Origin of the sequence: Sphingomonas paeninsulae (genome assembly GCF_003660165.1) — a bacterium.
GTDB lineage: Bacteria > Pseudomonadota > Alphaproteobacteria > Sphingomonadales > Sphingomonadaceae > Sphingomonas_O > Sphingomonas_O paeninsulae.
This window is the reverse complement of record NZ_CP032829.1, coordinates 2799712-2821966: the sequence shown is the minus strand read 5'-3', so window position 1 is coordinate 2821966 and position 22255 is coordinate 2799712. Positions and strand designations below refer to the sequence as shown.

The 22255-nt window shown below is 56.2% G+C and carries 19 protein-coding genes, 1 tRNA gene and 1 pseudogene; 13 read left to right on the top strand and 8 right to left on the bottom strand.

Annotation, left to right across the window (positions count from 1 at the left end):
- The 3 genes from D3Y57_RS19435 to D3Y57_RS19425 all read right to left on the bottom strand — a co-directional run bounded on the left by D3Y57_RS19435 (position 1) and on the right by D3Y57_RS19425 (position 2841).
- Positions 1-225: a DUF1656 domain-containing protein gene (locus D3Y57_RS19435; RefSeq protein ID WP_121155342.1), complete on the bottom strand. Its 225-nt coding sequence runs from the start codon at positions 223-225 to the stop codon at positions 1-3.
- A complete protein-coding gene (locus D3Y57_RS19430) occupies positions 222-2291 on the bottom strand; it encodes an FUSC family protein (RefSeq protein ID WP_430739053.1) in 2070 nt (689 codons plus the stop codon). Before D3Y57_RS19430 ends, D3Y57_RS19435 begins: the two co-directional genes overlap by 4 nt.
- Positions 2292-2430: 139 nt before the next feature.
- On the bottom strand, positions 2431-2841 hold the full coding sequence (locus tag D3Y57_RS19425; RefSeq protein WP_121155338.1) for a MarR family winged helix-turn-helix transcriptional regulator: 411 nt from the start codon (positions 2839-2841) through the stop codon (positions 2431-2433).
- 75 nt (positions 2842-2916) lie between these two features.
- On the opposite strand from D3Y57_RS19425, the gene D3Y57_RS19420 reads away from it, so the two are divergent.
- The 7 genes and pseudogenes from D3Y57_RS19420 to D3Y57_RS19390 all read left to right on the top strand — a co-directional run bounded on the left by D3Y57_RS19420 (position 2917) and on the right by D3Y57_RS19390 (position 8711).
- Positions 2917-4701, top strand: coding sequence for a chloride channel protein (locus D3Y57_RS19420; protein WP_239025934.1), 1785 nt, complete (start codon positions 2917-2919; stop codon positions 4699-4701).
- A gap of 82 nt (positions 4702-4783) precedes the next feature.
- A pseudogene (locus D3Y57_RS19415) lies at positions 4784-5631 on the top strand (LysR family transcriptional regulator).
- A gap of 317 nt (positions 5632-5948) precedes the next feature.
- Positions 5949-6344 carry a hypothetical protein gene (locus D3Y57_RS20315; protein WP_162987223.1) on the top strand — a complete coding sequence of 132 codons (396 nt, stop codon included), beginning with the start codon at positions 5949-5951 and terminating at the stop codon, positions 6342-6344.
- Between the two features lie 152 nt (positions 6345-6496).
- Positions 6497-6955, top strand: a complete 459-nt coding sequence (locus tag D3Y57_RS19405) for a CBS domain-containing protein (RefSeq protein ID WP_121155334.1) — start codon at positions 6497-6499, stop codon at positions 6953-6955.
- A 183-nt stretch (positions 6956-7138) separates the two neighbouring features.
- Entirely contained in the window at positions 7139-7444 is a 306-nt protein-coding gene (locus D3Y57_RS19400) for a hypothetical protein (RefSeq protein ID WP_162987222.1), read from the top strand.
- Between the two features lie 198 nt (positions 7445-7642).
- Positions 7643-7969, top strand: coding sequence for a hypothetical protein (locus tag D3Y57_RS19395; protein ID WP_162987221.1), 327 nt, complete (start codon positions 7643-7645; stop codon positions 7967-7969).
- 31 nt (positions 7970-8000) lie between these two features.
- Positions 8001-8711, top strand: coding sequence for a hypothetical protein (locus tag D3Y57_RS19390; protein WP_121155328.1), 711 nt, complete (start codon positions 8001-8003; stop codon positions 8709-8711).
- A gap of 302 nt (positions 8712-9013) precedes the next feature.
- Here the strand turns inward: D3Y57_RS19390 and D3Y57_RS19385 are convergent, their stop codons facing one another.
- Complete coding sequence (locus D3Y57_RS19385; protein WP_121155326.1) at positions 9014-9460, bottom strand: hypothetical protein; 447 nt, start codon at positions 9458-9460, stop codon at positions 9014-9016.
- A 420-nt stretch (positions 9461-9880) separates the two neighbouring features.
- Here D3Y57_RS19385 and D3Y57_RS19380 point away from each other — a divergent pair, with 420 nt between their 5' ends.
- Both D3Y57_RS19380 and D3Y57_RS19375 read left to right on the top strand, forming a co-directional pair.
- Positions 9881-10270, top strand: a complete 390-nt coding sequence (locus D3Y57_RS19380; protein WP_162987220.1) for a hypothetical protein — start codon at positions 9881-9883, stop codon at positions 10268-10270.
- Positions 10271-10329: 59 nt separating this feature from the next.
- The gene (locus D3Y57_RS19375; RefSeq protein WP_162987219.1) at positions 10330-11772 is read left to right on the top strand and encodes a tetratricopeptide repeat protein; all 1443 of its coding nucleotides are present in this window, start codon (positions 10330-10332) and stop codon (positions 11770-11772) included.
- A gap of 242 nt (positions 11773-12014) precedes the next feature.
- Here D3Y57_RS19375 and D3Y57_RS19370 read toward each other — a convergent pair whose 3' ends face one another.
- Positions 12015-12866, bottom strand: a complete 852-nt coding sequence (locus tag D3Y57_RS19370) for a magnesium transporter CorA family protein (protein ID WP_205590085.1) — start codon at positions 12864-12866, stop codon at positions 12015-12017.
- A gap of 655 nt (positions 12867-13521) precedes the next feature.
- Between D3Y57_RS19370 and D3Y57_RS19365 the strand changes: the two genes are divergently transcribed.
- The 3 genes from D3Y57_RS19365 to D3Y57_RS19355 are packed head-to-tail and all read left to right on the top strand — an operon-like array spanning position 13522 to position 19517.
- Positions 13522-14844: an efflux RND transporter periplasmic adaptor subunit gene (locus tag D3Y57_RS19365; protein WP_239025933.1), complete on the top strand. Its 1323-nt coding sequence runs from the start codon at positions 13522-13524 to the stop codon at positions 14842-14844.
- Positions 14845-14880: 36 nt separating this feature from the next.
- Positions 14881-18054: an efflux RND transporter permease subunit gene (locus tag D3Y57_RS19360; RefSeq protein ID WP_121155319.1), complete on the top strand. Its 3174-nt coding sequence runs from the start codon at positions 14881-14883 to the stop codon at positions 18052-18054.
- A complete protein-coding gene (locus tag D3Y57_RS19355; RefSeq protein ID WP_162987218.1) occupies positions 18051-19517 on the top strand; it encodes an efflux transporter outer membrane subunit in 1467 nt (488 codons plus the stop codon). Before D3Y57_RS19360 ends, D3Y57_RS19355 begins: the two co-directional genes overlap by 4 nt.
- Before the next feature lie 264 nt (positions 19518-19781).
- Here D3Y57_RS19355 and D3Y57_RS19350 read toward each other — a convergent pair whose 3' ends face one another.
- A complete protein-coding gene (locus tag D3Y57_RS19350) occupies positions 19782-20594 on the bottom strand; it encodes a CDP-diacylglycerol diphosphatase (protein ID WP_162987217.1) in 813 nt (270 codons plus the stop codon).
- Between the two features lie 246 nt (positions 20595-20840).
- Positions 20841-20917, bottom strand: a tRNA-Arg gene (locus tag D3Y57_RS19345).
- 119 nt (positions 20918-21036) lie between these two features.
- Here D3Y57_RS19345 and D3Y57_RS19340 point away from each other — a divergent pair.
- The gene (locus D3Y57_RS19340; RefSeq protein ID WP_239025932.1) at positions 21037-21756 is read left to right on the top strand and encodes a hypothetical protein; all 720 of its coding nucleotides are present in this window, start codon (positions 21037-21039) and stop codon (positions 21754-21756) included.
- A gap of 188 nt (positions 21757-21944) precedes the next feature.
- Here D3Y57_RS19340 and D3Y57_RS19335 read toward each other — a convergent pair whose 3' ends face one another.
- The gene (locus tag D3Y57_RS19335) at positions 21945-22253 is read right to left on the bottom strand and encodes a phage fiber-tail adaptor protein (protein ID WP_121155315.1); all 309 of its coding nucleotides are present in this window, start codon (positions 22251-22253) and stop codon (positions 21945-21947) included.
- Between the last annotated feature and the right edge of the window lie 2 nt (positions 22254-22255).

Here is a 22255-nt window from a genome sequence, read left to right as displayed (position 1 = left end):
TCAGGACACCAGCGCGCGTGAAAGGAAATTGTCGGCCAACACCGTCAAACCCCACCAGAGCGCCACGAACAGCGCGAGTTCCAGAACGCCCGGATGCCAGAGGAGGTGATAAAGAGGGAGGCGCTGGAGCAAATTGCGCAGCAGATAGGCCAATATGCCGGCAATGACCGCCCAGACCAGAGCGGCAGGCATATAGACACCGAACAGGTGCAGTTCCTCGATCATTGCGCGGGTGTCCTTTGGAAAGGGGAAGCTGCCGGGAACAGATTGCAGCGCATCCCGACAAGAGCGAGGAGCGCCTGATGACGTGGCCCCAACTGCGCATTTGCAAGCATCCCCTCAATCGCGGCGTCAATCGCATGGAGCAGAGTAGCGGGCGGCGGCACCGCATCGCTTGCCCGGCGACGATCGCGAAACAGAACCGAAACTTCGGCAAGCACGACACCCAAAGTGCGGCGCACATCATGCGGCACTGCTGCCAGAGCGCGACGGATTGGAATAATATTCCGACCAATGCGAATGTCGGCGAGGCCGTCGGCGGCGTGAAGCGCATCTCCCAAAGAGGCGACGGCCATTCGAGCCGCGACCAGTCCCAGTCTATCAATGCCCTTCCCCGTCCATTGGGCGGGCCGAAAGGGCCTGCGGATGTTTGCCAATTGTTCAAGATCGACCCAGTTATCGCGAACGATCCGTCGTGCGGTCCACAGTACATTGGCCGAACGGAATAACTTGGTGACCGCCAGCGTGGTTACGATGCCGCCGACCTGCGCAAGACCGGTATTCATGAACACGGCAAAGTCAGCCTGAAAACGATCGAGGAAACCCATGCCGACGATGAAACAGGAAAACATCGGCAGGGCGCGTGCCGATCGAGCGGGGTCGGCCTGAATATACCCCATCCACAGCAATGCTGGTGCCAGCGTGACGATCAGCATCCCATAGCCATCGACGCGCGGCAAAATGATGAAGAGGTATAGGGCTGCAAGCGGAAAGGTGATCAGCGTTGAGCCGAGATAGCGGCCGATCACCGGTGCCGGGTCGTCCTGCACAGCAAACGAACAGGTGATGAGCGCAGCGAAGGCGGCGGTCGCGGACCCGTTCGGCCACGCAAGCAAAATCCAAACCGCGCAGTAAAGCGTGATCGCTGTTGCCGTCGCCAGACCTGCAAGCGCCGCGACACCATGATCACGGGCCAGAGGATAGCTTTCAATCTGGGTTATGAGAGCGCTGTCGTCACCATCGTCAATGGGAACACCGATCTGCTGCACAAGGAGTCGGCTTTCGTAGTGCGCCTCGGCAAATTCCGCCATACGCTCGCAAACGCTAATGGCCAGTATAGCTTGCCAGTCGGGCGCCTGTTCATAACGCGACGCCAACAGGCGACAGCGCTCGACCAGTTCTCGCTCTATTTCAGCAGGTGCCTCTATGCCGCCTACCAGCCAATCAACGACATCATCGACAAGCGTGCTTAGCTCAACGTCGAGGGGGGCGAGCGCGCGAAGAAGATCAAGTCTGTTGGCCGTAGCAGAAGCCAGTGGAAGAATGGTCGCCAGCCGCTCTTGCAAACTCAAAACCAGTCGCCGGGTCGCGGGTGCCGATCGTTGGTCGAAAGGTAAATGAATCGCGATCATGCCAAGTTCCGTCACATCGGTCGCGAGTGTTCGCTGGTGTTCGTATTCCAGCGTGGTGTGCCGACTTCCAAGGGCTTCGGCCGTCCAGCGCGAAGCATGAACGAGAAACGCTTCAGCCCGCGCACGAATGACAGGCGTCACGCTCCACGGTTGTAGGAGCGCATGGGCGATAGAAACGCAGACGATCGCAACCGTCATTTCTTCGACCCGCGATATGGTCGTCGTAAAAATGTTTCCGGGATCGTCGAGATAGGGAAAGCTGATTACCGCCGAACTGAACGCCGCCATTTGAAAACAAAACGCTCGGGGTGTTCGGTCTAGAACCGCAAGGTAGATACAAAACCCTGTCCAGGCCGCGAAGCACAGAATGAGCAATTCGGGCGAGTTTTGAAGATTCGGGACCAGCGCAATCGTAACTGCTGCACCGGTCAGAATTCCGCCAAGACGGTAAAATATCTTGGGTCGGAAAGCTCCCGCCATGGGTTGAGCTGTTACGTAAACTGTTAGCAGCGCCCACCAGGGCCTTGGCAAGCTCGCTGAGAAAGTGATCAGAAGTGTCGCTGCTGCAGCAACGAAGCTGCTCAATGAAAACAGAAATTTCTGGGGATCAATTGCCAGCAGTTGCTGCGATGAACGCACTGGACGTAATGAAGTTGGCAATGATGCAATCGAGTCGGATGAGAACGGTCCGGCAATCCGGCGCTTATTTGGGTGAACAAGAACCCGGCCCATGCCTCAGTAACGCGTTACGCCAAAGTTCAAAATATTGATGGTCAACCGCAATAGTATTGATTTTAGATCATCCGAGCTGTTCTAAAAGCTCGGCAAGCAGTGGCTTGAGCCGAAGGACCTCTTCGCGGTGCGTTTCGGACAGGCTAGCAAGCAGCGCTTCGGCTTTGTCGGTAAGTCGCAGAACTGAACGCCGACGGTCGCTGCTTGTCTCCTGCCGCGTGACGAGTTCAAGCGTTTCCAGCCTGTCGATCAGCCCGGTGGCGCTATGGGGCTTCATAATGAGCCTTTGCGCAATATAGCCCACCGTGACCTCTCCGGGCGACGTCGCCCGGATCACCAGCAGCGCCTGATGCTGTTGCGGTGTAAGGCCGACTTCATTGGCTTTTGCCTCACTGAAAGCCTGAAAGCGCCGCAGCGTATGGCGAAAGTCAGCCAGCACGACATAATCCTGGTCCGTTAAGCCATCGCTTTTCGTCATCGTTCGTCATCTCGCTGTTGAATAATATCGTGTTGCGACATAATTGAGGTCGCTCTCCAAGATTAAAGGCGATTTATGAAGTTTGCAGCGGTACGCATAACAGAAAGTCATCGACTGGCCGACCATAGTGCGAACTGGCGTATGCTCATGCTGGCCGCGATGGCCGTCGTCGTCGGAACCGGCGGCGCGATCGGTGCGTGGGCTCTGCTTCGCCTGATTGCCATTGCCACCAATTTGTTCTGGTTCGGACGGCTTTCGGCCCAACCCGCCGCAATTACCGACACGCCTCTCGGACTCTGGATTGTCGCCATTCCGGTGATTGGCAGTCTGATCGTTGGCCTGATGGCACGCTATGGTTCGGACAAGATCCGCGGCCACGGCATTCCTGAAGCGATTGAAACGATTCTGTTCGGCGAAAGCCGGCTATCGTTGAAGGTTGCGCTGCTCAAACCCCTATCGTCGGCCGTGTCGATCGGCAGTGGAGGGCCGTTCGGAGCAGAAGGGCCGATCATCATGACAGGTGGTGCAATCGGCTCGCTGTTTGCGCAATGCTTCCACCTGAGCGCCGCAGAGCGTAAAACATTGCTCGTTGCAGGGGCCGCCGCCGGTATGACCGCAGTTTTTGGTACCCCGATGGCCGCTATCCTGCTCGCGATCGAGGTACTGCTCTTTGAATGGAAACCGCGCAGTTTCGTGCCGGTGGTCGTGGGTGTGATCGTTGCTTTCGCATGGCGGCCCTGGATGATCGGCGGCGGTGCGATGTTTCCCTTCATTGCCCTTACACCCTCAGGACTATGGCCTATTGCAACCGCCGCCGGTGTCGGCATTCTCGTCGGTCTCGAGGCTACATTACTCTCGACGTCTTTATACCGCGTCGAAGACCTGTTTCATCGGTTACCCATCCACTGGATGTGGTGGCCAGCGCTTGGTGGCATCGTGGTCGGCATCGGCGGATTGATCGATGCGCATGTGCTAGGCGCAGGCTATCCGAGCATTCAGGCGCTGCTCGACGGATCGCTGGCAATGCGGGTCGTGCTGGCGCTCCTCATGGTTAAGGGAGTTATCTGGCTCGTGGCGCTGGGCTCAGGAACGTCAGGGGGCGTGCTTGCCCCCCTGCTTATACTCGGCGGGGCCGCAGGTAGTTTGCTCGGGCATTTCTTGCCCGGTGGCTCGGGCTTCTGGGCTATGATCGGCATGGCTGGTATAATGAGCGGCGCGATGCGCGCACCGATCACAGGCGCACTTTTCGCTGTCGAACTGACGGGCCATTTCGATGCGCTGCCGCTCGCCATCACGGCTGCCGCGTCCGCATATGCCGTCAGTGTGCTCCTGATGCGCCGCTCTATTCTGACCGAAAAGATCGCCCGACGCGGGCGTCATATTCTTCAGGAATATAGTGTCGATCTTCTCGATCTGGTTCAGGCGGATCAGTTGATGACGCACAATCCGGCAACGCTGCCGGGCAAGATGTCGCTCCGTGATGCTGCTGACTTTTTTGCTGAAGGTGCCAAACATCGCAGCTATCCTGTCGTGAATGACGGTGGCGTTCTGCTTGGCCTCGTCTCTCGAACCGACGCGTTACGCTGGCAAGTCGGCGATATCATGATTGAAACCAGTCTGGCTGAGACGCTTTCCGATGCATCGCTGCTGGTCGCCTATCCCGAAACGCCCATTGGCGCAGTCGCCGACCTCATGGTGGATTCAGGGATTGGCCGGATTCCGATTGTCGAACCGGGCAGCCACCGCGTTCTTGGCATCCTCTCGCGACAGGATCTGTTGAAAGCGCGCAGCGCCCACCGACAGTCCGAAACCGGGCGCTCCGGCTTCATAAAACGATCGAGGTCCAGCGCAACTGCGTGATGTCGGATTTGGCACCCATTCGCCTTGCTAATGCCATAACGAAAATGGATATAATCGCACTTGAAAAGAAAAAGAGTGATAGATGGATATTAGCGTCGCTCGCACGTTCCTGGAGGTCGTTAAGACGGGTACTTTCGTCAATGCGGCCGCCAATTTGAATCTGACACAAACTGCGGTCAGTGCACGTATCCGCGTCCTTGAAGAGCAACTTGGCCGCCCTGTTTTCATTCGCAACAAATCCGGGGCGAAGCTGACGCCCGCCGGCGAACAGTTCCTGAGGTTCGCAACAACGCTCGTGCAGGTGTGGGAACGCGCACGCCGTTCGGTCGCGCTTCCGCCGGGCCGCGAGACTGTCGTAACCATCGGCGCAGAACTCAGTCTCTGGAGTCCGTTGCTCCGCCACTGGTTGCTGTGGATGGGACGCGAATGTCCGGAATTGGCGGTTAGTACGCAAATCGACAACTCCGACCGGCTAATGGAGCGAGTGCAGGACGGTTCGCTCGATGTGGCGATCCTCTATGCTGCGCCTCGGCGACCCGGCGTCATTGCCGAATTGCTGTTCGAAGAAAAACTGGTGCTGGTCCGCACGACCTCCAAAGACCGCGTGCTTGGGCCCGAACATCATGTGCGCATCGATTGGGGCGAGGAATTCTCTGCAAGCTATCAGGCGGCCTTTCCCGATCACCCGAACGCCGTCGTTGCAATCAGTTACGGCCCGCTGGCATTGGATTATATCCTCGCAACCGGAGGCTCAGGGTATTTTCGCAAAGGGTTTGTACGCTCTTATCTCGAAGAGGGCAGACTCGTTCTGGTGCCGGATAGCCCGGAATTTTCTTACTCTGCCTACGCCGTACACTCCACGAAAGCGGATGAGGGGTGATGGGTCGTATCCGCACCGGCTTACGTGCGGCGGCGGCGATATCGGCGTGAGCAACGCCCCCGCCTCCCTATGGGACGCGTTACTGGGGATGGCGTTGATGGGCTATGCGAGCTCTGACGAGATCCAAGCGCTTAATGAATTACCGGAAGCCGAGCGCGCGGGCACTTGTCTTAAACTCTGCGGAAACGCCACGACCACAGGCCACATCGTCGCATCGATGATTGGCAGCGTTTCACGATTACACCGCTCCCCGGGTCTGAACATCTTCCGCCAAAAGCGAAATATCTGAACAATCAAAGCTGCTGGGATCACGAGCATTCCCACGAGTAAAAGCCTGCCAGGTTCGCCAAAAAAACCGCTCGCGCCGATGTTCTTTATCCCCACCGAGAAAACCACCGTAAAAATTACAGACGCAGCCATCCGGAAAGCGAAAGCGCTTGATCGATTAAGTTCATGCGGCCTTTTGAAACTCGTTGAGTTGCTCGTACTCATTTGCTGTGCACTCCTGACTGATAATCATCTGCCTATAAGTCTCGCCAACCAAACGAATGTTTTTGATCGCTTTATGCAAAATTCTTGCGCTCAATCTCTGGAAAATCCTGGCCGCGTCGCGCATCCGCAAACAGAGTTTGCAGCCGAGCTAAAGCCAGCCCGCTATTCGCCGCCCGGAACAATCCCCGTTCAACGGACACGCCCAGAACTTGACGGCAGGCAGAACTTGGAGAAGCTTTCAAAAAGCTGGAGGCTCAATGACGTGACCTGAAATGCTCACATCTACGCAATGGATCGAACCACTTTTCTGCAAACTTATTGCGCCTGAACAGCAAAAAGATTCTGTTGCGCACGCCGGTAGTTGGGAGAACGTTGGGATTCAAAATGGAAACTCATCAGCCTCTCGATTGTTGGAGAAATAACATGAAAATTTCGGAAATCATGACTCGAGCTGTCGTCACTGCGCGTCCCGGAGACACGATACAGAATATCGCGCGGACAATGGCGGATCGAGATGTCGGCTGCCTTCCCGTCACCGATGGCGACACCCTGGTCGGAATGGTCACTGATCGCGACATAGTGATGCGTGTCGTTGTAAGCGGACGGAGCTCATTATGCGCTGTCCGAGATGTCATGACAGCGCCGGCGAAATCCTGTCTCGCAGAGGACAGCGTTGAAAGCGTCGTTCGATGGATGGGTAAACAACAGGTACGCCGCGTTCCGATTGTCGATGTTTCGGGCAAGCTTGTCGGCCTCGTGTCACTTGCAGATGCGGCAAGGCACGCCGAGGCTGCATCGACAGGCTCAGCTTTGGAAAAGATCGTTCGTCCCGGAGGAGATCATAATCAACATGCTTTTCATCGAACGACTTTCGCCAACTGAAAGAGAGTCTTCGTTGCCGGTGCCAATTGAGCCGTAAAAACGATCAGGTTGATCTATAATAACCTTGAAAAATATCGTAACACGACTTATCTATTAGAATGGCTAAGCGGCCGCTCCGGCCTTACCGGAACCATTAGTTTCGCACGACCCGAAAGGTAGTTTGTGATGCAACTGATAATTGTTATGATTCAGGCACTTGGTGATGTTATTGGAGGTGCTATCATAGCCATCGCAATGGCTTGGTTTTCTTGGAATCTCTTCAAAATCATTCACTATCCGGAATTAGGGCCGGTCGCTGGTTTTTTCATTGTAACAGCCAGTCTCGTAACGACGCATCATGGGAGTCGTATGCTACCGATAATTTTCATCTTCAGCTTGATTTCGATGTTCTGCGGATGGTCGGAAGCTGCCGCATGGCGAGCCCGGCGAGATGAGCGTAAAGGACAACGTAAAGGTTCGAACTTGGCGGGCGTGCAGCGATTTTGGTGAGTTATGTTGGGAGCATGGAGCAATCAAACCCGTCCATTAAGCCTATCGATTGCGGCGTCCCTTGCTTATGTCTCGGCGATCGAAATTTCCGTGGCGCAGCGCCGCTGTGACTTCACCCAGGATTGAAAGCTGTTGTTACGGCTAGACCATATCCTCGCCCTGTGGGGGAGTATGGCGCGAGGCGGCACCGCGCAGAGCATGAAAGTAGAAATTTCGCACTCCATTGATGCATCGGAACCCAACGCGAGTGGATTCTACGAATATCATTACGAATATGATATGTTCGAATTCACGGATGGGATCACGATATTCTGGGTGCGTTCCTATAATGACAAACCTGAAAAGGCCGCTTTGATGGCGCGAGATAAGCGTGGAAAACGCGGCCTCCTGACAAAGCGTGATCTCCGCCATCCGCTACTCCTTGAAGCCGTTGCCTACCTTCGCGCAGCTGGCAAATCCGAACTCGTTTGGCTCGACAGGAAGAGCCAGTCATATTTGCCTTTCATCTCGCCCATTCCGCGTTGACTTTACGCCCTCCGAATGATTCACCCGGTTGATGTCCATCCTGTCAGCCATTTTGTACTTCCTCGCTCAACATCCCTTTTGGGCATGGCCGGTGCTCATTGCCGTAGGTGTACTGCTTGGCCATGCGATGGCGAAATGGCGCGGTCGTGAGATATGGTATCTTCTGATTCTGCCATTCTTTCTGTGCGGTCCGGTCAATATCTTCACCGCGCACATCTCCAATGCGCTGTTTCTCAATGCGTTCGGCGTGAACGGGACCGCCGTCATCACCCATTCCGAGGAAACCAGCTCTACCCTAAACGACCAGAATATCTGGGCTTATGATGCGGTGCTGAAAACATCCGATGGTAAAGACGTACTGACACAGTTCGATAGCATGTCCGCCAGCATTTATCCCATCCGTAACGAGATATTGATCCCGCCGGACGGCCAGCCTTTCGCCGTCAAATATATTCCGGGGTTCGCCCGCAACTTTGTGATTCTAAGTGATCAGTCACCCTATGGGAAAAAATATCTGATCAGTCAGGATCGAGCGCCCGTCGATAAAGCGGCCGCGCAATTTGCAGTCAGCCCAAACAACAAGGCTTTCATCGCAGAATACCGGGATGCCTTGAGGACATTTCTTGCCAATCACAGTCATAATGCCGATCCCGACCTCGTCGCGGACTATCATGCAAAACTGGCGGGATTGCCACCGCACAACGCAAATACTCAGATGAGTGTACCCGTCATGCCAAAGTGATACCGGGCACAAGGATGAAGGGAGGAAGCCGCCCTCGCTCGTTATCCTGCTTGTCTAAGGCCACCTCACCAAGCTTGGAACGCCCCACCCGCCCATCATGTTCGCCGGATGCCCCTGTGTACGCCGTCTTCTCCTCCTTACTCGTGGGTCAACACAGGACAGGAAAATTCGCATTCTAACCACGAATTGAGAAAATGGAGGGACGTCAGAGTGACGCAGCGAGATCCGATGCTGCTCGCGCCGTAGCCACGGCATAACGGAAGACGCGACTTGCGAACGCGCGCGTCATTTTTGCCGTCTGATCACGCCGGAGAGCATTGCCCGACAAGTTCATCGAGCGCCGCCTTCATCAAAAGCGCGTCGAATTCCGCGATCGTGGAATCGCTTTCGCCTCGAACGTTGAGCAATAGCAGTTCTTCGCCAGCGCTAGAGGCGACGATCTTGGCAGCAGGCAGCGGTGCCATTGCCGTTCGCCTGTCAGGACTATCGACTATTTTCCAAGGTTCTGCCGCCCCCATCGCTGCGTCCATACCGTTGCTGTTGCCCACCCCGATGTTCAGAAAGGGAGCTTCGATCCGAGTGGGCCAGCGGAGCCGGAAACTTACGCTTCCCCTGTCACATGAAAGCGACACGATTGCCCGTTCATTGCCCAAAACGACATTCTTGCTTGGCTGATCTAAGCTCTCAACCGCAGCAGATGTCTGAAGCGTTCCTGCTGCAACCGCAAAGAACAGGTTTGGAAGGATCATAGTTATTTATTCCCGAGTAAATTCAGCTCCATCACCCGGTCGCAGCTAGAGAAGAACTTGGCGAGGGTTCCCATAATAGCCTCATCACGGGGGTCAATGCCAATTCAATACGATATCATTTCAAGGCTTGCCTATGCCGGAGATAATCTGGGACTGGTGAATACGATCGTTGCGATTCGGCTGATTATCGCCGCCGCCATGTGGATATATAGGGAGTGAAAGATGCAAGGACGATGGATAGTCCAAGGCATGGTCGCGGTTGTTTTACTGACTGTGGCCCCGGTTGGCGCGGTGCCACTGAATCGCAACACCCTGACTGTCGCTACCCAAGCGCCATATTTTCCCGTGGTTTGCGAACCGCGCCACCTCTCCAAGAGCTTCGTGACATTCAGCGGAATCCATTCGGCCAAACGAGGGGAATTGATCGTTCCACCGCATGACTACGCGACAGGGCTGCAACCACCTGACACGCGGGAGGGGGGCAGCGACAGGATATACGATATCGCGTTTCTCGATGTAGATCGAGACGGCATAATTCTGGAAGTTCGTGGATACAGCGGCGACGATCTAACAAATCCCAAGATAAGTCGAATTGCCTCGTTTGCGGTTGGCGCGAACATGATCCAGCTTCGTCATATTGTGATCACCATCAAGGCAACTAGCGCGCTCGGCATCACTTACTCCGTCGGCGTCGTGCCAGCTATGGCAAGAGTTGCTACCCAAGACATCTCGCATGGAACGGAGGTCATTGACGCAAATTATTGTCGACGCGACGGATTGGATATTGTCGTGCCGATTTCCACGCGATGAGCCTCTTCAAATTCAGTAGAAAGTGGATGCGAGGAAGGTTCGGGTCTTATGTAGGGCTGGTGACGACGCTAGCGCTTGCGCCATTCCCGGCGATGGCGTCGGAATGGTGGTATGTGAACAGTGGTCCCGGCCGCGTTGTATTCGTTGATGCGCAGTCTATCGAACGCAACAAGGACAGCGTCAGCTATTGGACGATGCACGTCATTAGGCCGGCCGAGCCGGAAGTCATGACCAAATCGCATATGCGTGCCGAGTGCGGGAAGCGCCGGATCAGACTGCTCGAGATACTGCGATTTGACGAACGAGGTCGAGAGATCGGCGATGCGCACGCCCGTCTGAGATCGATGCAAATGGTCGCGCCGGATACGTTAGGCGACGTCGAGTTTCGCTTCGCATGTGGCGACCAAGCACACCGCGTCACCAACGACCTGTTTCCGCTCGCGATTGATGAAGTCGCGTTTGCCGAGGCATTGATTGCGCGCGGCAACAAACCCACCGATGCGCATGACTTGCATGAGGCGATGACCGGACGAGAAGTGGGTAATGTATTACCGCAAAAGCCGGACACAAAAACAAAAAATGTTTCCCAACAAACAGACCCGCAGTTGCCGGACATGACCCAAGGTCCGCTAAATGCCAGGCCCGAAGAAAATGCCATAGAGATCGCACAACTCAAGAAAGCCTGCGCTACGGAAACTGTCGGGTCTTGCGCGGAGTTGGGCACAAGGTTCGCCAATGGTCAGGGCGTCACGAAAGATGTCGCGCAGGCTGCTGTCTTCTTAGACAAGGCATGTACCGGTGGCGACCCCGACAGTTGTACGTTGCTGGGCATCGCCTATTACAACGGCAACGGTGTGGCACAGGACGCCAACCGCGCCACCGCCGCTTTCGCCCGGGCTTGCGAAATCGGTGGTGCTGCCGACTGTGGCAATTTCGGCCTGGCACTTGTAAATGGGAGCGGGGTCACAAAAGATGCCCAGCGCGCCTTTACCTATTTTGACAGAGCTTGCGACAACGGCAATGCGGCGAGTTGTTCGAGCTTGGGTGCTGCCTATTCGATGGGCGTTGGCATCAAAGCGGATGCAAGGCGAGCGATGCGCCTGTTCAAAAAGTCGTGCGACGGCGACGATGCCGGGGGATGCTATAACCTTGGCGTGGTGTACGATCAGGGCCTGGGGGTAAGGAAAGATCCGGCGCGGGCAGCATCACTTTACGTGGGAGCTTGCGATCAAGACGACGGCGCGGCATGTGGCAATCTTGGAACGCTTGTCCAGAATGGCCGCGGTATCGACAAGGATGCGGTCCGTGCCGCCGTCTTGTTCCGCAAATCTTGCGATCTGAAAGATGCTGATGGATGTCTTAATCTTGGTCTCGCGTATCAGGCAGGTTCGGGCGTGGTCCGCGATAAGGAACGAGCCAGAATCTACTTCAGACGCTCTTTGTCGATCGAACCGGATAAGGCTGGTGCCCGTCGGGCTCTTGCAGAGTTGAGACCAGATTGAATCGTGCAATGTGGTAAAAGTCTCGACCTAGCGAACAGCGATTTCTCCAAGTCGATCGAGCCAAGCTGGAGCAGTTTGCCGGAAGTGCTTAAGGCCTTGCAGAAAGAGAATAACGCCGCTTGGTGGGCCCATTTGACAAATAGCGACGCTCGCTGATGAATGGCAGCTTCTTTGTCGATCCATCGCTAAGCAAACTGGCAACTTTCGGCCATTCACAGTCACAGACTCTCTGTGGCCCACGCTTAGAACCAGCCACGCCACTTGAACCAGCCCAACGGTAGGATTGCGCTCAGCGCGATCACCGCGAGCCCATAGGGATAACCAAGGGCCCAGTTATATTCGGGCATATTCTTGAAGTTCATGCCGTAAATACCCGCGATCAAGGTAGGGGGAATGCCGACGATCGAGACAATGGTTAGGACTTTGAAAACATCGTTCTGAGCGATCCCGATCAACCCGACCATAGCGTCGAGCAGGAACTGTACCTTGTCGGAAAGATGGACCTGGTAATCATCCAGGGAGGCCACATCCTGCTGCAAGCTTTTCATCCGAGCGCCTAACCTGTCATCACTCCAATCTTTGGTCAGTTCGCAGGCGAAATTCACGGCGCGCCCGACGCCCAGCAAGGCGTCGCGGCTTTCCGAAATGCGATCCCCCAATCGGCCAATGTGACGAAGCTTGGCGCGAATAATCCGATTGGAACGGACAACCTTGCCACCTTTTTCGTCTGGCGCATGGAAAGTGGCTACGGAAATCTTGCGCAATTCAGTCGCCGCGTGCTCCAGGCTGTCAGCTAGGCGACTGATAATCTCATCACAGAGGTCGATGAATACCTCAAGACTTGAGGTTGGTGTCGTCCTGGTTTCATCGAAGCTTTCGGCTACAACGTCAAAGGCGTGCCAAGTCCCAAAACGAATTGTGACAAGGCGATCGCGCGACAAGACGAACCCGATCGGCGAAATTTGCAGCGATCCGGCATCGTCGTGCGAAACCATCGATATGCCCATCGAAAGCACGCCCTCATGAACTCGGAGGCGGCTTGAACTTTCGATCTCGCTGAGGCTGTCGCGACTTGGTAAGCCAAGGCCAGTCAAGCCTTCAACCTCCGCGCTCTCCCCGGAATGGGGTTACAGAGATCGATCCAGATTGCCTGTGTTTGCGCCTCGCGCGCACCGCTACGCGGAAAAAAGTTCAACATTGAACGACAAAGCTGCAACGAGACAGGCGCTTCAAAGTGGGCATGCTACAGTTTCCTTGGCCTCCTGCTGGCATTTGTCAGAATTGCGCAGTCGAGTGCCACGCAAACTATACTCGATCATTTACCTTCACCAGTCTCACACGCAGCAGGCGTTTGGTCCACCGTTGCCGGAGCATTCGCCGAAAACACTCTCGACACCCTTTTTTGACTCCAGACGACGGCCCCATTGACCCCGCTGCAAGCGTCCGTTACCGGCCCGCTCGGGAGCATCGTTGAAGGAATTTTGATGGCTCCTCTTCGCACTTGCCAGTCGTCGCTCGTACTGTTCATCCAGGAGCAGATCGTAAGCAATGACGCGAGTCATCCCAGAACCTAGCACAAGAAAGCCGCGGCCAAGTGCTGCTGCCCCGCGCTCTGGCTTACCGTCCAATCAATTCACTTGATGCGTGAATGAAACCCGATCACGTATAAAGTAAAATACAATGCGACTAACGCTTGGCCGAAACTCATCAAATAATTCTCCACTCGTACCAGTCGATGATCCGAACCGAGTGACCGAACACTATGGAGAGCCTCATGAATTGCATGCCTCATCCGGACCGGCACTCGTGATCGAAGACTATGAGGGCATGCCTCTCCCATCGGCAAAGGCACTTCCACGCCGAACGCAAATTCGCGTCCTGTTTCTCGGGTTTGCCGCAATTCTGCTTATCTGGCTGCTGGTCACGCTCTTCAGTTGGCTAACCGCAGCCAAACCGGTTGTCGTACCCAGTCTGCCACCGGGAAGTTTCAAGCCGACGCCCGAGCAATTGAAAACTTTGCAAATCGAACCCGCACAATCGGGCGATGCAAGTGCGATTGTCACCGCGACAGGCCAGATCGCGGTCGACGACGATCATAGCACACCGGTCATCCTTCCCTATTCCGGGCAAGTCACTCAGGTATTGGTCGAAGCGGGTGCCCATGTCCGGCGCGGCCAGCCACTACTGATGATAAAAACGTCGGATTTCGTCGATGCACGTAACGGCTTATTCTCTGCAGTTGCGCAAAACACCGCCGCACGTTCGCAACTGCGCATCGCTCAGGAAAATGCCGTCAGGCAGGCAGAGATTTACAAGACGGCGGGTGGCGCGCTGAAGGATTATCGACAGGCGCAGAACGATCTCGTCACAGCGCAATCAGCATTACGGAGCAGCGAGTCAGCGGTCGGCGCTGCGCGGGACAAGCTGGTCATCCTTGGCAAGACGGATGACGAAATCCAACGCCTTGAAAATGCAGGCGAAGTATCCGGAATTCATGCTGAGACGACATTACACGCGCCGGTCGATGGAACCGTGGCATCGCGCGCCGTTTCAGTCGGTCAATATGTCAGTGCAGGCGGCGCAACGCCGGTTATGATCGTAGCCGACCTGACCCACGTGTGGCTTGTCGCGCAACTGGCGGAAAGCGAATCCGCGCAAGTTCATGTTGGCGATACGGTAGAGGTGGCAACGCCTGCGTATCCCGGTCGCGTCTTCCACGCGGTTATCGACAATATTGCCGCAGGTCTTGATCCCGTAACCCATCGACTTCCGGTCCGCGCATCGGTTGCGAACGCCGACCTTGCGCTCAAACCACAAATGTTCGCCAATTTCACGATCCGACATGCGGCATCGGGAGGTTCGGTCATTTCGGTTCCCGCGAGCGCCATAATTCACGAAGGTGACGAATCGCGAATTTGGCTCGCCATGCCGGGCGGCCTGCTTAAGACTCGGGCGGTTACAATCGGCGATAGTCGCGACGGAAGGGTTGTGATTTTGTCGGGCCTGCGCGCTGGCGAACGCTTGGTCACGGCCGGCGCAATCTTTGTGAACGAAGCGAGCATGGGTGAATGACGATACGCCCGGTCATGTTTAAATCGTCCGACCGTCATGAATAAACTGGTCCGATTTGCCCTGCGCCAGCGAATGCTCATCATCGCGCTGGTGCTGAGCCTGATGGTGGCGGGTGTCATCGCGTTTCTAAATTTAAATATCGAAGCGTACCCCGACCCTGTACCGCCAATGGTAGAAATCGTGACTCAGAGTCCCGGCATTTCGGCCGAGGAAATCGAGCGTAACATCACGATACCGATCGAGGTCCAGATGGCGGGAATCCCGCATCTGAACGTTGTTCGAGCGATTTCGCTATTCGGCCTGTCCGACGTCAAAATTCAATTCAGTTACGATATCGGGTTCGAGGAAGCGCAGCAGCGCGTGATCAATCGCCTCGGCCAGCTTGGTGCTCTTCCGGGGAATGCCCAGCCTCAAATCTCTCCCACCAGCCCGATCGGCGAAATCTTTCGCTACCGGATAGTCGCTCCGGCGGGTTACTCGGTCATGGATCTAAAGACGCTCCAGAATTGGGTTTTGCAGCGTCGCTTCAAACGTATTCCGGGCGTCGTCGATGTCACCGGCTGGGGCGGCAAGGTTCGCACTTACGAAGTCATTATCGATAACGACCGCCTTCTCGCGCATGGGGCAACGGTGGCTCAGGTCATCACAGCCATCGGTAAAAGCGACAGCAATGTCGGTGGGCAGACCGTCAATTTTGGACCACAGGCCGCTATCGTCCGAGGCGTAGGACTGATCCAGTCGCCCGATCAGATCGACAGCGTTCTCGTCACCACGAGCGGCAATTCACCCGTACTCTTGCGCGACGTCGCAAAAGTCACTGTCGGTAACGAGCCGCGACTGGGCATCGCCGGGGCCAATGACGACAATGATGTAGTCATGGGTATCGTGCTGATGCAGCGCGGAGCGAAATCGCTTCCGACGATCAATGCCGTCAAGGCAGAGATTGCAAATATCAATAGCTCGAACATCTTGCCGCCGGGCGTTCGGCTCGAGCCGATCTATGACCGGTCCGATCTGATCGCCCTGACTACTCGCACCGTTATGCATAATCTGTTCGCAGGCGTCCTGCTGATCTTCGTGCTGCAATGGGTATTTCTGGGCAATTTGCGAAGTGCGCTCATCGTTGCAACGACCATACCCTTCGCGCTCGCCTTTGCCGTCCTCATCCTTACCGCACAGGGGGAGTCCGCCAATCTCCTGTCCGTCGGCGCACTTGATTTCGGCCTGATCGTCGATGCCAGCGTCATCATGATGGAAAACATCTATCGACACATGGTCGAAAGGTCAGTCCATGCGGAATCGCAGGGCGGCCATTATTCTCACGCGAACAGATTATCGGCGATTTTGCATGGATCGCATGAAGTGAGCCGCGGCATATTTTTCGCCGCCGCCATCATCATCTCCAGCTTCATACCGCTCTTCACGCTAACCGGGGTCGAGGGGCATATTTTCGGACCGATGGCGAAAACCTACGCCTATGCGATTGGCGGGGGACTGTTGGCCACGTTCACCGTGTCCCCCGTCATGGCTATGCTATTGCTGCCGGACAAGCTCGATGAGGTCGAAACCTGGATCGTTCGAAAGTTGCGATCTGTTTACCAGCCAGCGGCAGCTTTCGCGATGGCAAACCGGGTATTGGCGATCGGTGGCGCTATCCTGTTGTTCGCCACAGCCTTGGTTGGCGTTCGATCGTTGGGCGTGGAGTTCCTGCCGCATCTCGAAGAAGGTAATTTGTATATCCGTGCCAGTTTGCCTCCCTCTATTTCACTTGAGGAAGGGCAGCCAACCGTAAACGGCATTCGCAAGATCCTGGCGAGCTATCCAGAAGTTCAGGCGGTCTTATCGACGCACGGTCGGCCCGATGATGGCACCGATGCGACAGGCTTTTTCAACGCTGAATATTTCGTGCCATTGAAACCTGCCGATCAATGGCCCTCGGGCGTAACCAAAGACAAGCTGACTGCGGAATTGAATGACAGACTGATGAAACGCTATCCGGGCGTCGATTTCACATTCTCCCAATATATCGAAGACAATGTCGAGGAAGCGACATCTGGCGTTAAGGGCGAGAATTCGGTCAAGATATTCGGCCCGGACTTGCCGACACTTCAGGCATTGGCGGGTCAGGTCAAAACCCAAATGGCGCTCGTTAACGGTATTGCCGACCTCGGCGTGTTTCAGTCGCTTGGTCAACCGACGGTCCAGATCGACATCGATCGCGCGCGGGCATCGCGATATGGGCTGACACCCGATGACATCAATACAACGGTTGCCGCCGCAATCGGTGGGCAATCGCCTGGCGATCTTTATGAACAAAAGACCGATCGGCATTTCCCGATCGTCGTGCGACTACGGCCCGAACAGCGTGACGGTGTCGAATCTATCCGCAAGATTACCATCGGCGCTCCAGGACCGAACGGGGGATTGATCCAGGTTCCCCTTTCGGAAGTGGCGACGGTTCACCTGACCTCGGGCGCGTCCTTTATTTATCGCGAACATCAAGAACGCTATATCCCGATCAAGTTCAGTGTTCGTGATCGCGACCTTGGTGGCGCGGTGAGTGAAGCGCAGAAACGCATTGCCGATACGGTCAAATTTCCGTCTGGTTATCATATAGAATGGGCAGGCGAGTTGGATAACCTGAACGGAGCAATCCACCGCCTCGAAATTGTCGTCCCCATCAGCCTCATTCTTATTCTTGGGCTGCTCTATGCCAATTTCGGTTCCGTTCGGGATACGATGCTGGCGTTCAGCGCAATTCCGATGGCTATCATCGGTGGGGTGCTCGCACTGGTACTAACCGGCACCGCGTTCAGCATTTCAGCAGCAATCGGGTTCGTCGCATTATTCGGTATCGCGGTGATGGACGGCATCCTGATGGTCACCAGTTTCAACCAAGCGGTGGATGAGGGGCATGAGCGCAGCCGTGCGTTGTCGATCATGGTCACCAATTCGATGCGCCCCGTTGTCATGACTTGTCTCGCAGCGGCGATCGGCCTTTTGCCCGCTGCGCTTTCCAGCGGAATTGGTAGCCAGGTTCAAAAGCCGCTCGCACTCGTCGTCGTTGGCGGCATGGCATTGGCTCCTATTTTGATCCTGCTTGTCCTTCCAGTGCTGATCGATCGCTTTTCGCGACACGTAAATCGTGAGGATCGGGGCGCACACGGACGGGATGTGGGACATCACCATGATGAGGGGTCGGTGGCATGATCGTCCGTCGTATCGCCCTGACAATGTGTATTCTCAGTTCGGTTTCGGGATGCGCTTTAGGTCCGGTTCACCCGCAAACCGATTTATCGCTGCCGCCTTCAGTCAATGCTGTTGCTTCGACTGCGCCAATTACGCCAGTCAGCGGGCCGTCCCAAACGATCGTCGCTGGTTCCCCGGTTGCGAAGGACTGGTGGAACGCTTTCGGAAACACAGAACTAAATGCTCTGGTGGAACTGGCGCTCAGACATAACAACGATATCCAGACGGCCGATGCGGCGCTTCGGCAAGCGGCGGAACTGGGCCGCGCTGCCAATGGTGCGAAACTACCCACGCTGGATCTGAGCTATCAGGCGCAGCGTGCCCGCGTGTCCAACGCGCTCGCGACACCGCTATTCGATCCCAATCAGACGCTATACACGCTCCATACGACGCAAGTTACCGTCGGCTATGCGCTTGACGTTTTTGGCGGCGTGAAAAGCAAAGTCGCATCGGCCCGCGCCGCAGCGGAAGTCCAACGCAACCACTTCGAGGCGGCGCGAACCACGGTGATTGCGAACGTCGTGCTGGCAGTCATTCAAACCGGATCGCTCAAGGCGCAGGTGATGGCGGTAACGCAAAGCATAGCGTCGAATGCAGAGTTACTCACGCTGATGCGACGACGCCAGCAGCTTGGATCGGTTGGAGCCTCCGACGTTGCGACGCAGGAAACGGCTCTGGCATCTGCCGAGGGTGCCCTGCCCCCCCTTCAACGCGCGCTTGCACATCAGCACGCCGTTATCGCCGCGTTGACAGGTGTGGCACCCGGTAATCCCTTACCTCCAATTCCCGATCTCGCAGCAATGGCCCTGCCGCAGTCGCTACCGGTATCGCTCCCCGCGGACCTGGTCAGGCAAAGGCCGGACGTACAGGCAGCAGAAGCGCAGATGAGGGGCGCAGGTGCTGACGTTGGAACCGCAATTGCGGCGCGTCTGCCCGCATTTCAGTTAAGCGCAACAGCAGGCGGCGTCGCCACAGACTTTGCTCAAATGTTTGCCACCGGAAATCCGTTCTGGACCCTTATCGGAGGGATCACGCAGCCGCTCTTTCATGGAGGAGCGCTGCGCCATCAGCAAAGAGCTGCTGAAGCCGCGCTCGATGGCGCCAAAGCACAATATCGCGCTTCGGTACTGCAAGCGTTTGTCGATGTCTCCGATGCACTTAATGGCCTGCGTACCGATGGAGACGCCCTCGATGCGGCAAATCGCGCGAGCGATGCCGCAGGCCGCACACTTCACTTCGTAAGGCGTCAGCTTGAATTGGGTGACGTGGGCACTCTGACGGTTCTGAATGCCAGTGCCGCCAATGCTCAGGCCTCGCTACAATTGATACAAGCGCGCGCGGCCCGCCTTAGCGACAGCGTCGCTTTATTTCAGGCAATGGGCGGAGACTGGCAGAGTCGAAGCGCTAACACAGGAGAAAAATAAAAGGCTTCCTTTGATTGGCTGCGACCAAATTTCCCTGATTGCCGGATCAATCTATCACCGGTTAATGTGAGCAACCGTAAGGCCGCAGCGCCGGACAGCGCATTTAAGACGCCATCGAGGACCGGTCAGCAGTCAGTCTCAATCGCCCCACCGGATTGAAACCGATCCGTCAGTCAGCGCCGCTTGCGACAATGCGTCGATAACAACCGTCAACTTGCGCAGCAATGCGCGCTCGCCTTGGCTGCCTTACGTTGCTGGTTAAGCTCAATATCGAGCAGGTGCATCGCGACCGGTGCAAGCATGGTCCTGCAGGTCTTCACCAGAACCTTTATATCCTGCCGCAGGATTGGCTCGTGCGGCGAGCAATACGAAGCCAGGAGGGCCATCGGGATAGTCCATGCCAGCCAGTACGAGCGTCCACGCCCCCATGTCACTCTGTCGAACATGCAGTCCCTTGGACAGGAGGCGGAACGGATTGGCGGCAACAGCGTCGTCACCATCGACGCGCACGGCGCGGTAGTGGTAACCGTTCAAGATCAATGCATGGCGTACCCAGTGATGTCCGATCGTTGGCGCGGCCAAGCGTAGCGCGTCGCGAACATCGGTTCGCAAACAATCGACGTGCAGGTGCAGCAGATCCTGGGTGCGACCGTATAGAGAGTTGATCGCAATGCTGACATCTTCACGGGCGAGCGCCGTTCCCAATCGCTTGGCCACGAATTTTCGCGCGGACCAAGCAGGCGTAAAATAGTCAGGAGCGCCAGGGGTTAATAACTGAGGATCCTCAATGCCGGTGATCATAATTGTCGGCATCACGAGATACTGGCTTTTGCCCACGCGATCTTTGAGCACCACATAGCCAGCTTGGATGCCATCGGCGACCGACACCTTGGCGCAAGGCGCTGGATTTCCTCGATCGCGTTGATCGGGAATGCAGTGCTCGCTCACAATATGCCACAAGACCTGACCGTTAGCATGGACCGGTGGTGGTGGGAGCGAAATCGGTGCCGCCGCGCATCCCACCATGATTGCTGCCAAGGTTAGGCCCAGCAATGATCGACACGATTCGGTAAGCATCGTCCACTTCCCGCTTATCTGCACCTCAAGCCTGATCGAAGTCTTGCTTTGATCGCGCAACGATCGCTGCGAAACTTACAGCTTACGCTCCTTGCAAGGCAGGCCTAAACGGGTAATTCCGCCACGAATAGGACACTGTTGCTAAGAACTGAACGATCGTCGAGACAGGAGACGAACAATCACAACCGATTAAGGCAATAACCCACGGTTTTCTGCGGTTTGTCTAGCTACCGACAAACAGCATTCTGGTGCCCCGAGAGAGACTCGAACTCCCGACCTGCGGTTTAGGAAACCGTTGCTCTGTCCAGCTGAGCTATCGGGGCGACCGCGTTTTTCCTAGGTTTCTGCGGGTTACACGTCAATGCGGAACGCGCAAATCACGCGGTAGGCATCGGTTCGTGGTGACACAAGGGGTGGCACAACCTGTTCGCGGCGTGTTCTCATGGGTTTTGCGCGTTTGACCCCCCTCACCACCACCCTCGCCAGCCTAGACCTATCCCGGTCCGCGCTGATCGGGTGCGAGGAATCAGGTGTCGTCCGCCGAGCATTCGCCGCGCGCGGTATCGATACCTGGTCCTGCGATAAGCTCCCCGCAGCCGACAGGAGCAACAAGCACCTGCAATGCGACCTGCGCGACTTGCTGGGCCTTGGCTGGGCGTTCCTTGGTGTCATGCACCCGCCCTGCACCGTGCTGTGCAATTCAGGCGCGAAGCATCTGTATATCGACGGGCTGAAAGAGAATGGCCGATACGAACCGCGCTGGGCCGAGGTCGAAACAGCGGCCGCATTTTACAGGACGTGCCGTGAAGCGCCGATTCGTCACAAGGCTATCGAGAACCCGGTTATGCACGGCCATGCGATCCGATTGACGGGGCGCGGCAAGACGCAGTTCGTGCATCCGTATTTCTTTGGTGAGCCGTTTTTCAAGTTCACCGGGTTCGAGACGATCAATCTGCCGCCGCTGGTGCCGACGAACATGCTGACGCCGCCCAAAGCTGGCACTGATGAGCACAAGGCATGGAGCGCGTGCCATCGTGCGCCACCCGGTCCGAATCGCGCCCGTGATCGCAGCCGGACCTATCAGGGCATAGCCGACGCGATGGCTGATCAGTGGTGCCGGTTTATTGATCCTGAGCCGTTTGAGTTGGAGATGATGGGGTGAGGCATCAATGATAGCAGCCATGCCCACCCCTTGCCCGAATCACTAAACCAGAACACAACGCGAACATGCACAAGACAGCGAACGGCAAAGCACTGTGCGGGGGTGGCAACCGGCATACCGATATCGATACCGAGGTGACGTGCACTTTCTGCCGGATGATGATGCGGCATTATTTGGGTGAGGCGCGTCTAACGCTGCACGCACCGAACCCGAAATGACCGCGTATCGATCCGGCCTTGGCTTGTCGTGATCTGCACCGAGACGACGTAACCTACCATGAGAGCGCCGCCTGACAGCCACACAGTCACTATGCCACCAGTCCATGTCGGCGCGGGCGTCATCGTCAACCCTTCGGTGTCGATGCTAACTGTAATCGCGGTGATCGTTTCGAGTGCGGATAGCCACGCGGTCCAGTCCTCAAGATAATCAAGGGTCGCAGAGGGTGCTTTCAGGATGACGGGGATGCCATCGGCCTGTCGCTGGAATGTCGTTGTCATGG

Coding starts and splice junctions, on each gene's coding strand:
- D3Y57_RS19435 (WP_121155342.1), bottom strand. CDS start 225: ATGATCGAGGAACTGCACCTGTTCGGTGTCTATATGCCTGCCGCTCTG.
- D3Y57_RS19425 (WP_121155338.1), bottom strand. CDS start 2,841: ATGACGAAAAGCGATGGCTTAACGGACCAGGATTATGTCGTGCTGGCT.
- D3Y57_RS19420 (WP_239025934.1), top strand. CDS start 2,917: ATGAAGTTTGCAGCGGTACGCATAACAGAAAGTCATCGACTGGCCGAC.
- D3Y57_RS20315 (WP_162987223.1), top strand. CDS start 5,949: ATGTTCTTTATCCCCACCGAGAAAACCACCGTAAAAATTACAGACGCA.
- D3Y57_RS19405 (WP_121155334.1), top strand. CDS start 6,497: ATGAAAATTTCGGAAATCATGACTCGAGCTGTCGTCACTGCGCGTCCC.
- D3Y57_RS19400 (WP_162987222.1), top strand. CDS start 7,139: ATGATTCAGGCACTTGGTGATGTTATTGGAGGTGCTATCATAGCCATC.
- D3Y57_RS19395 (WP_162987221.1), top strand. CDS start 7,643: ATGAAAGTAGAAATTTCGCACTCCATTGATGCATCGGAACCCAACGCG.
- D3Y57_RS19390 (WP_121155328.1), top strand. CDS start 8,001: ATGTCCATCCTGTCAGCCATTTTGTACTTCCTCGCTCAACATCCCTTT.
- D3Y57_RS19385 (WP_121155326.1), bottom strand. CDS start 9,460: ATGATCCTTCCAAACCTGTTCTTTGCGGTTGCAGCAGGAACGCTTCAG.
- D3Y57_RS19360 (WP_121155319.1), top strand. CDS start 14,881: ATGAATAAACTGGTCCGATTTGCCCTGCGCCAGCGAATGCTCATCATC.
- D3Y57_RS19355 (WP_162987218.1), top strand. CDS start 18,051: ATGATCGTCCGTCGTATCGCCCTGACAATGTGTATTCTCAGTTCGGTT.
- D3Y57_RS19350 (WP_162987217.1), bottom strand. CDS start 20,594: ATGCTTACCGAATCGTGTCGATCATTGCTGGGCCTAACCTTGGCAGCA.
- D3Y57_RS19340 (WP_239025932.1), top strand. CDS start 21,037: ATGGGTTTTGCGCGTTTGACCCCCCTCACCACCACCCTCGCCAGCCTA.
- D3Y57_RS19335 (WP_121155315.1), bottom strand. CDS start 22,253: ATGACAACGACATTCCAGCGACAGGCCGATGGCATCCCCGTCATCCTG.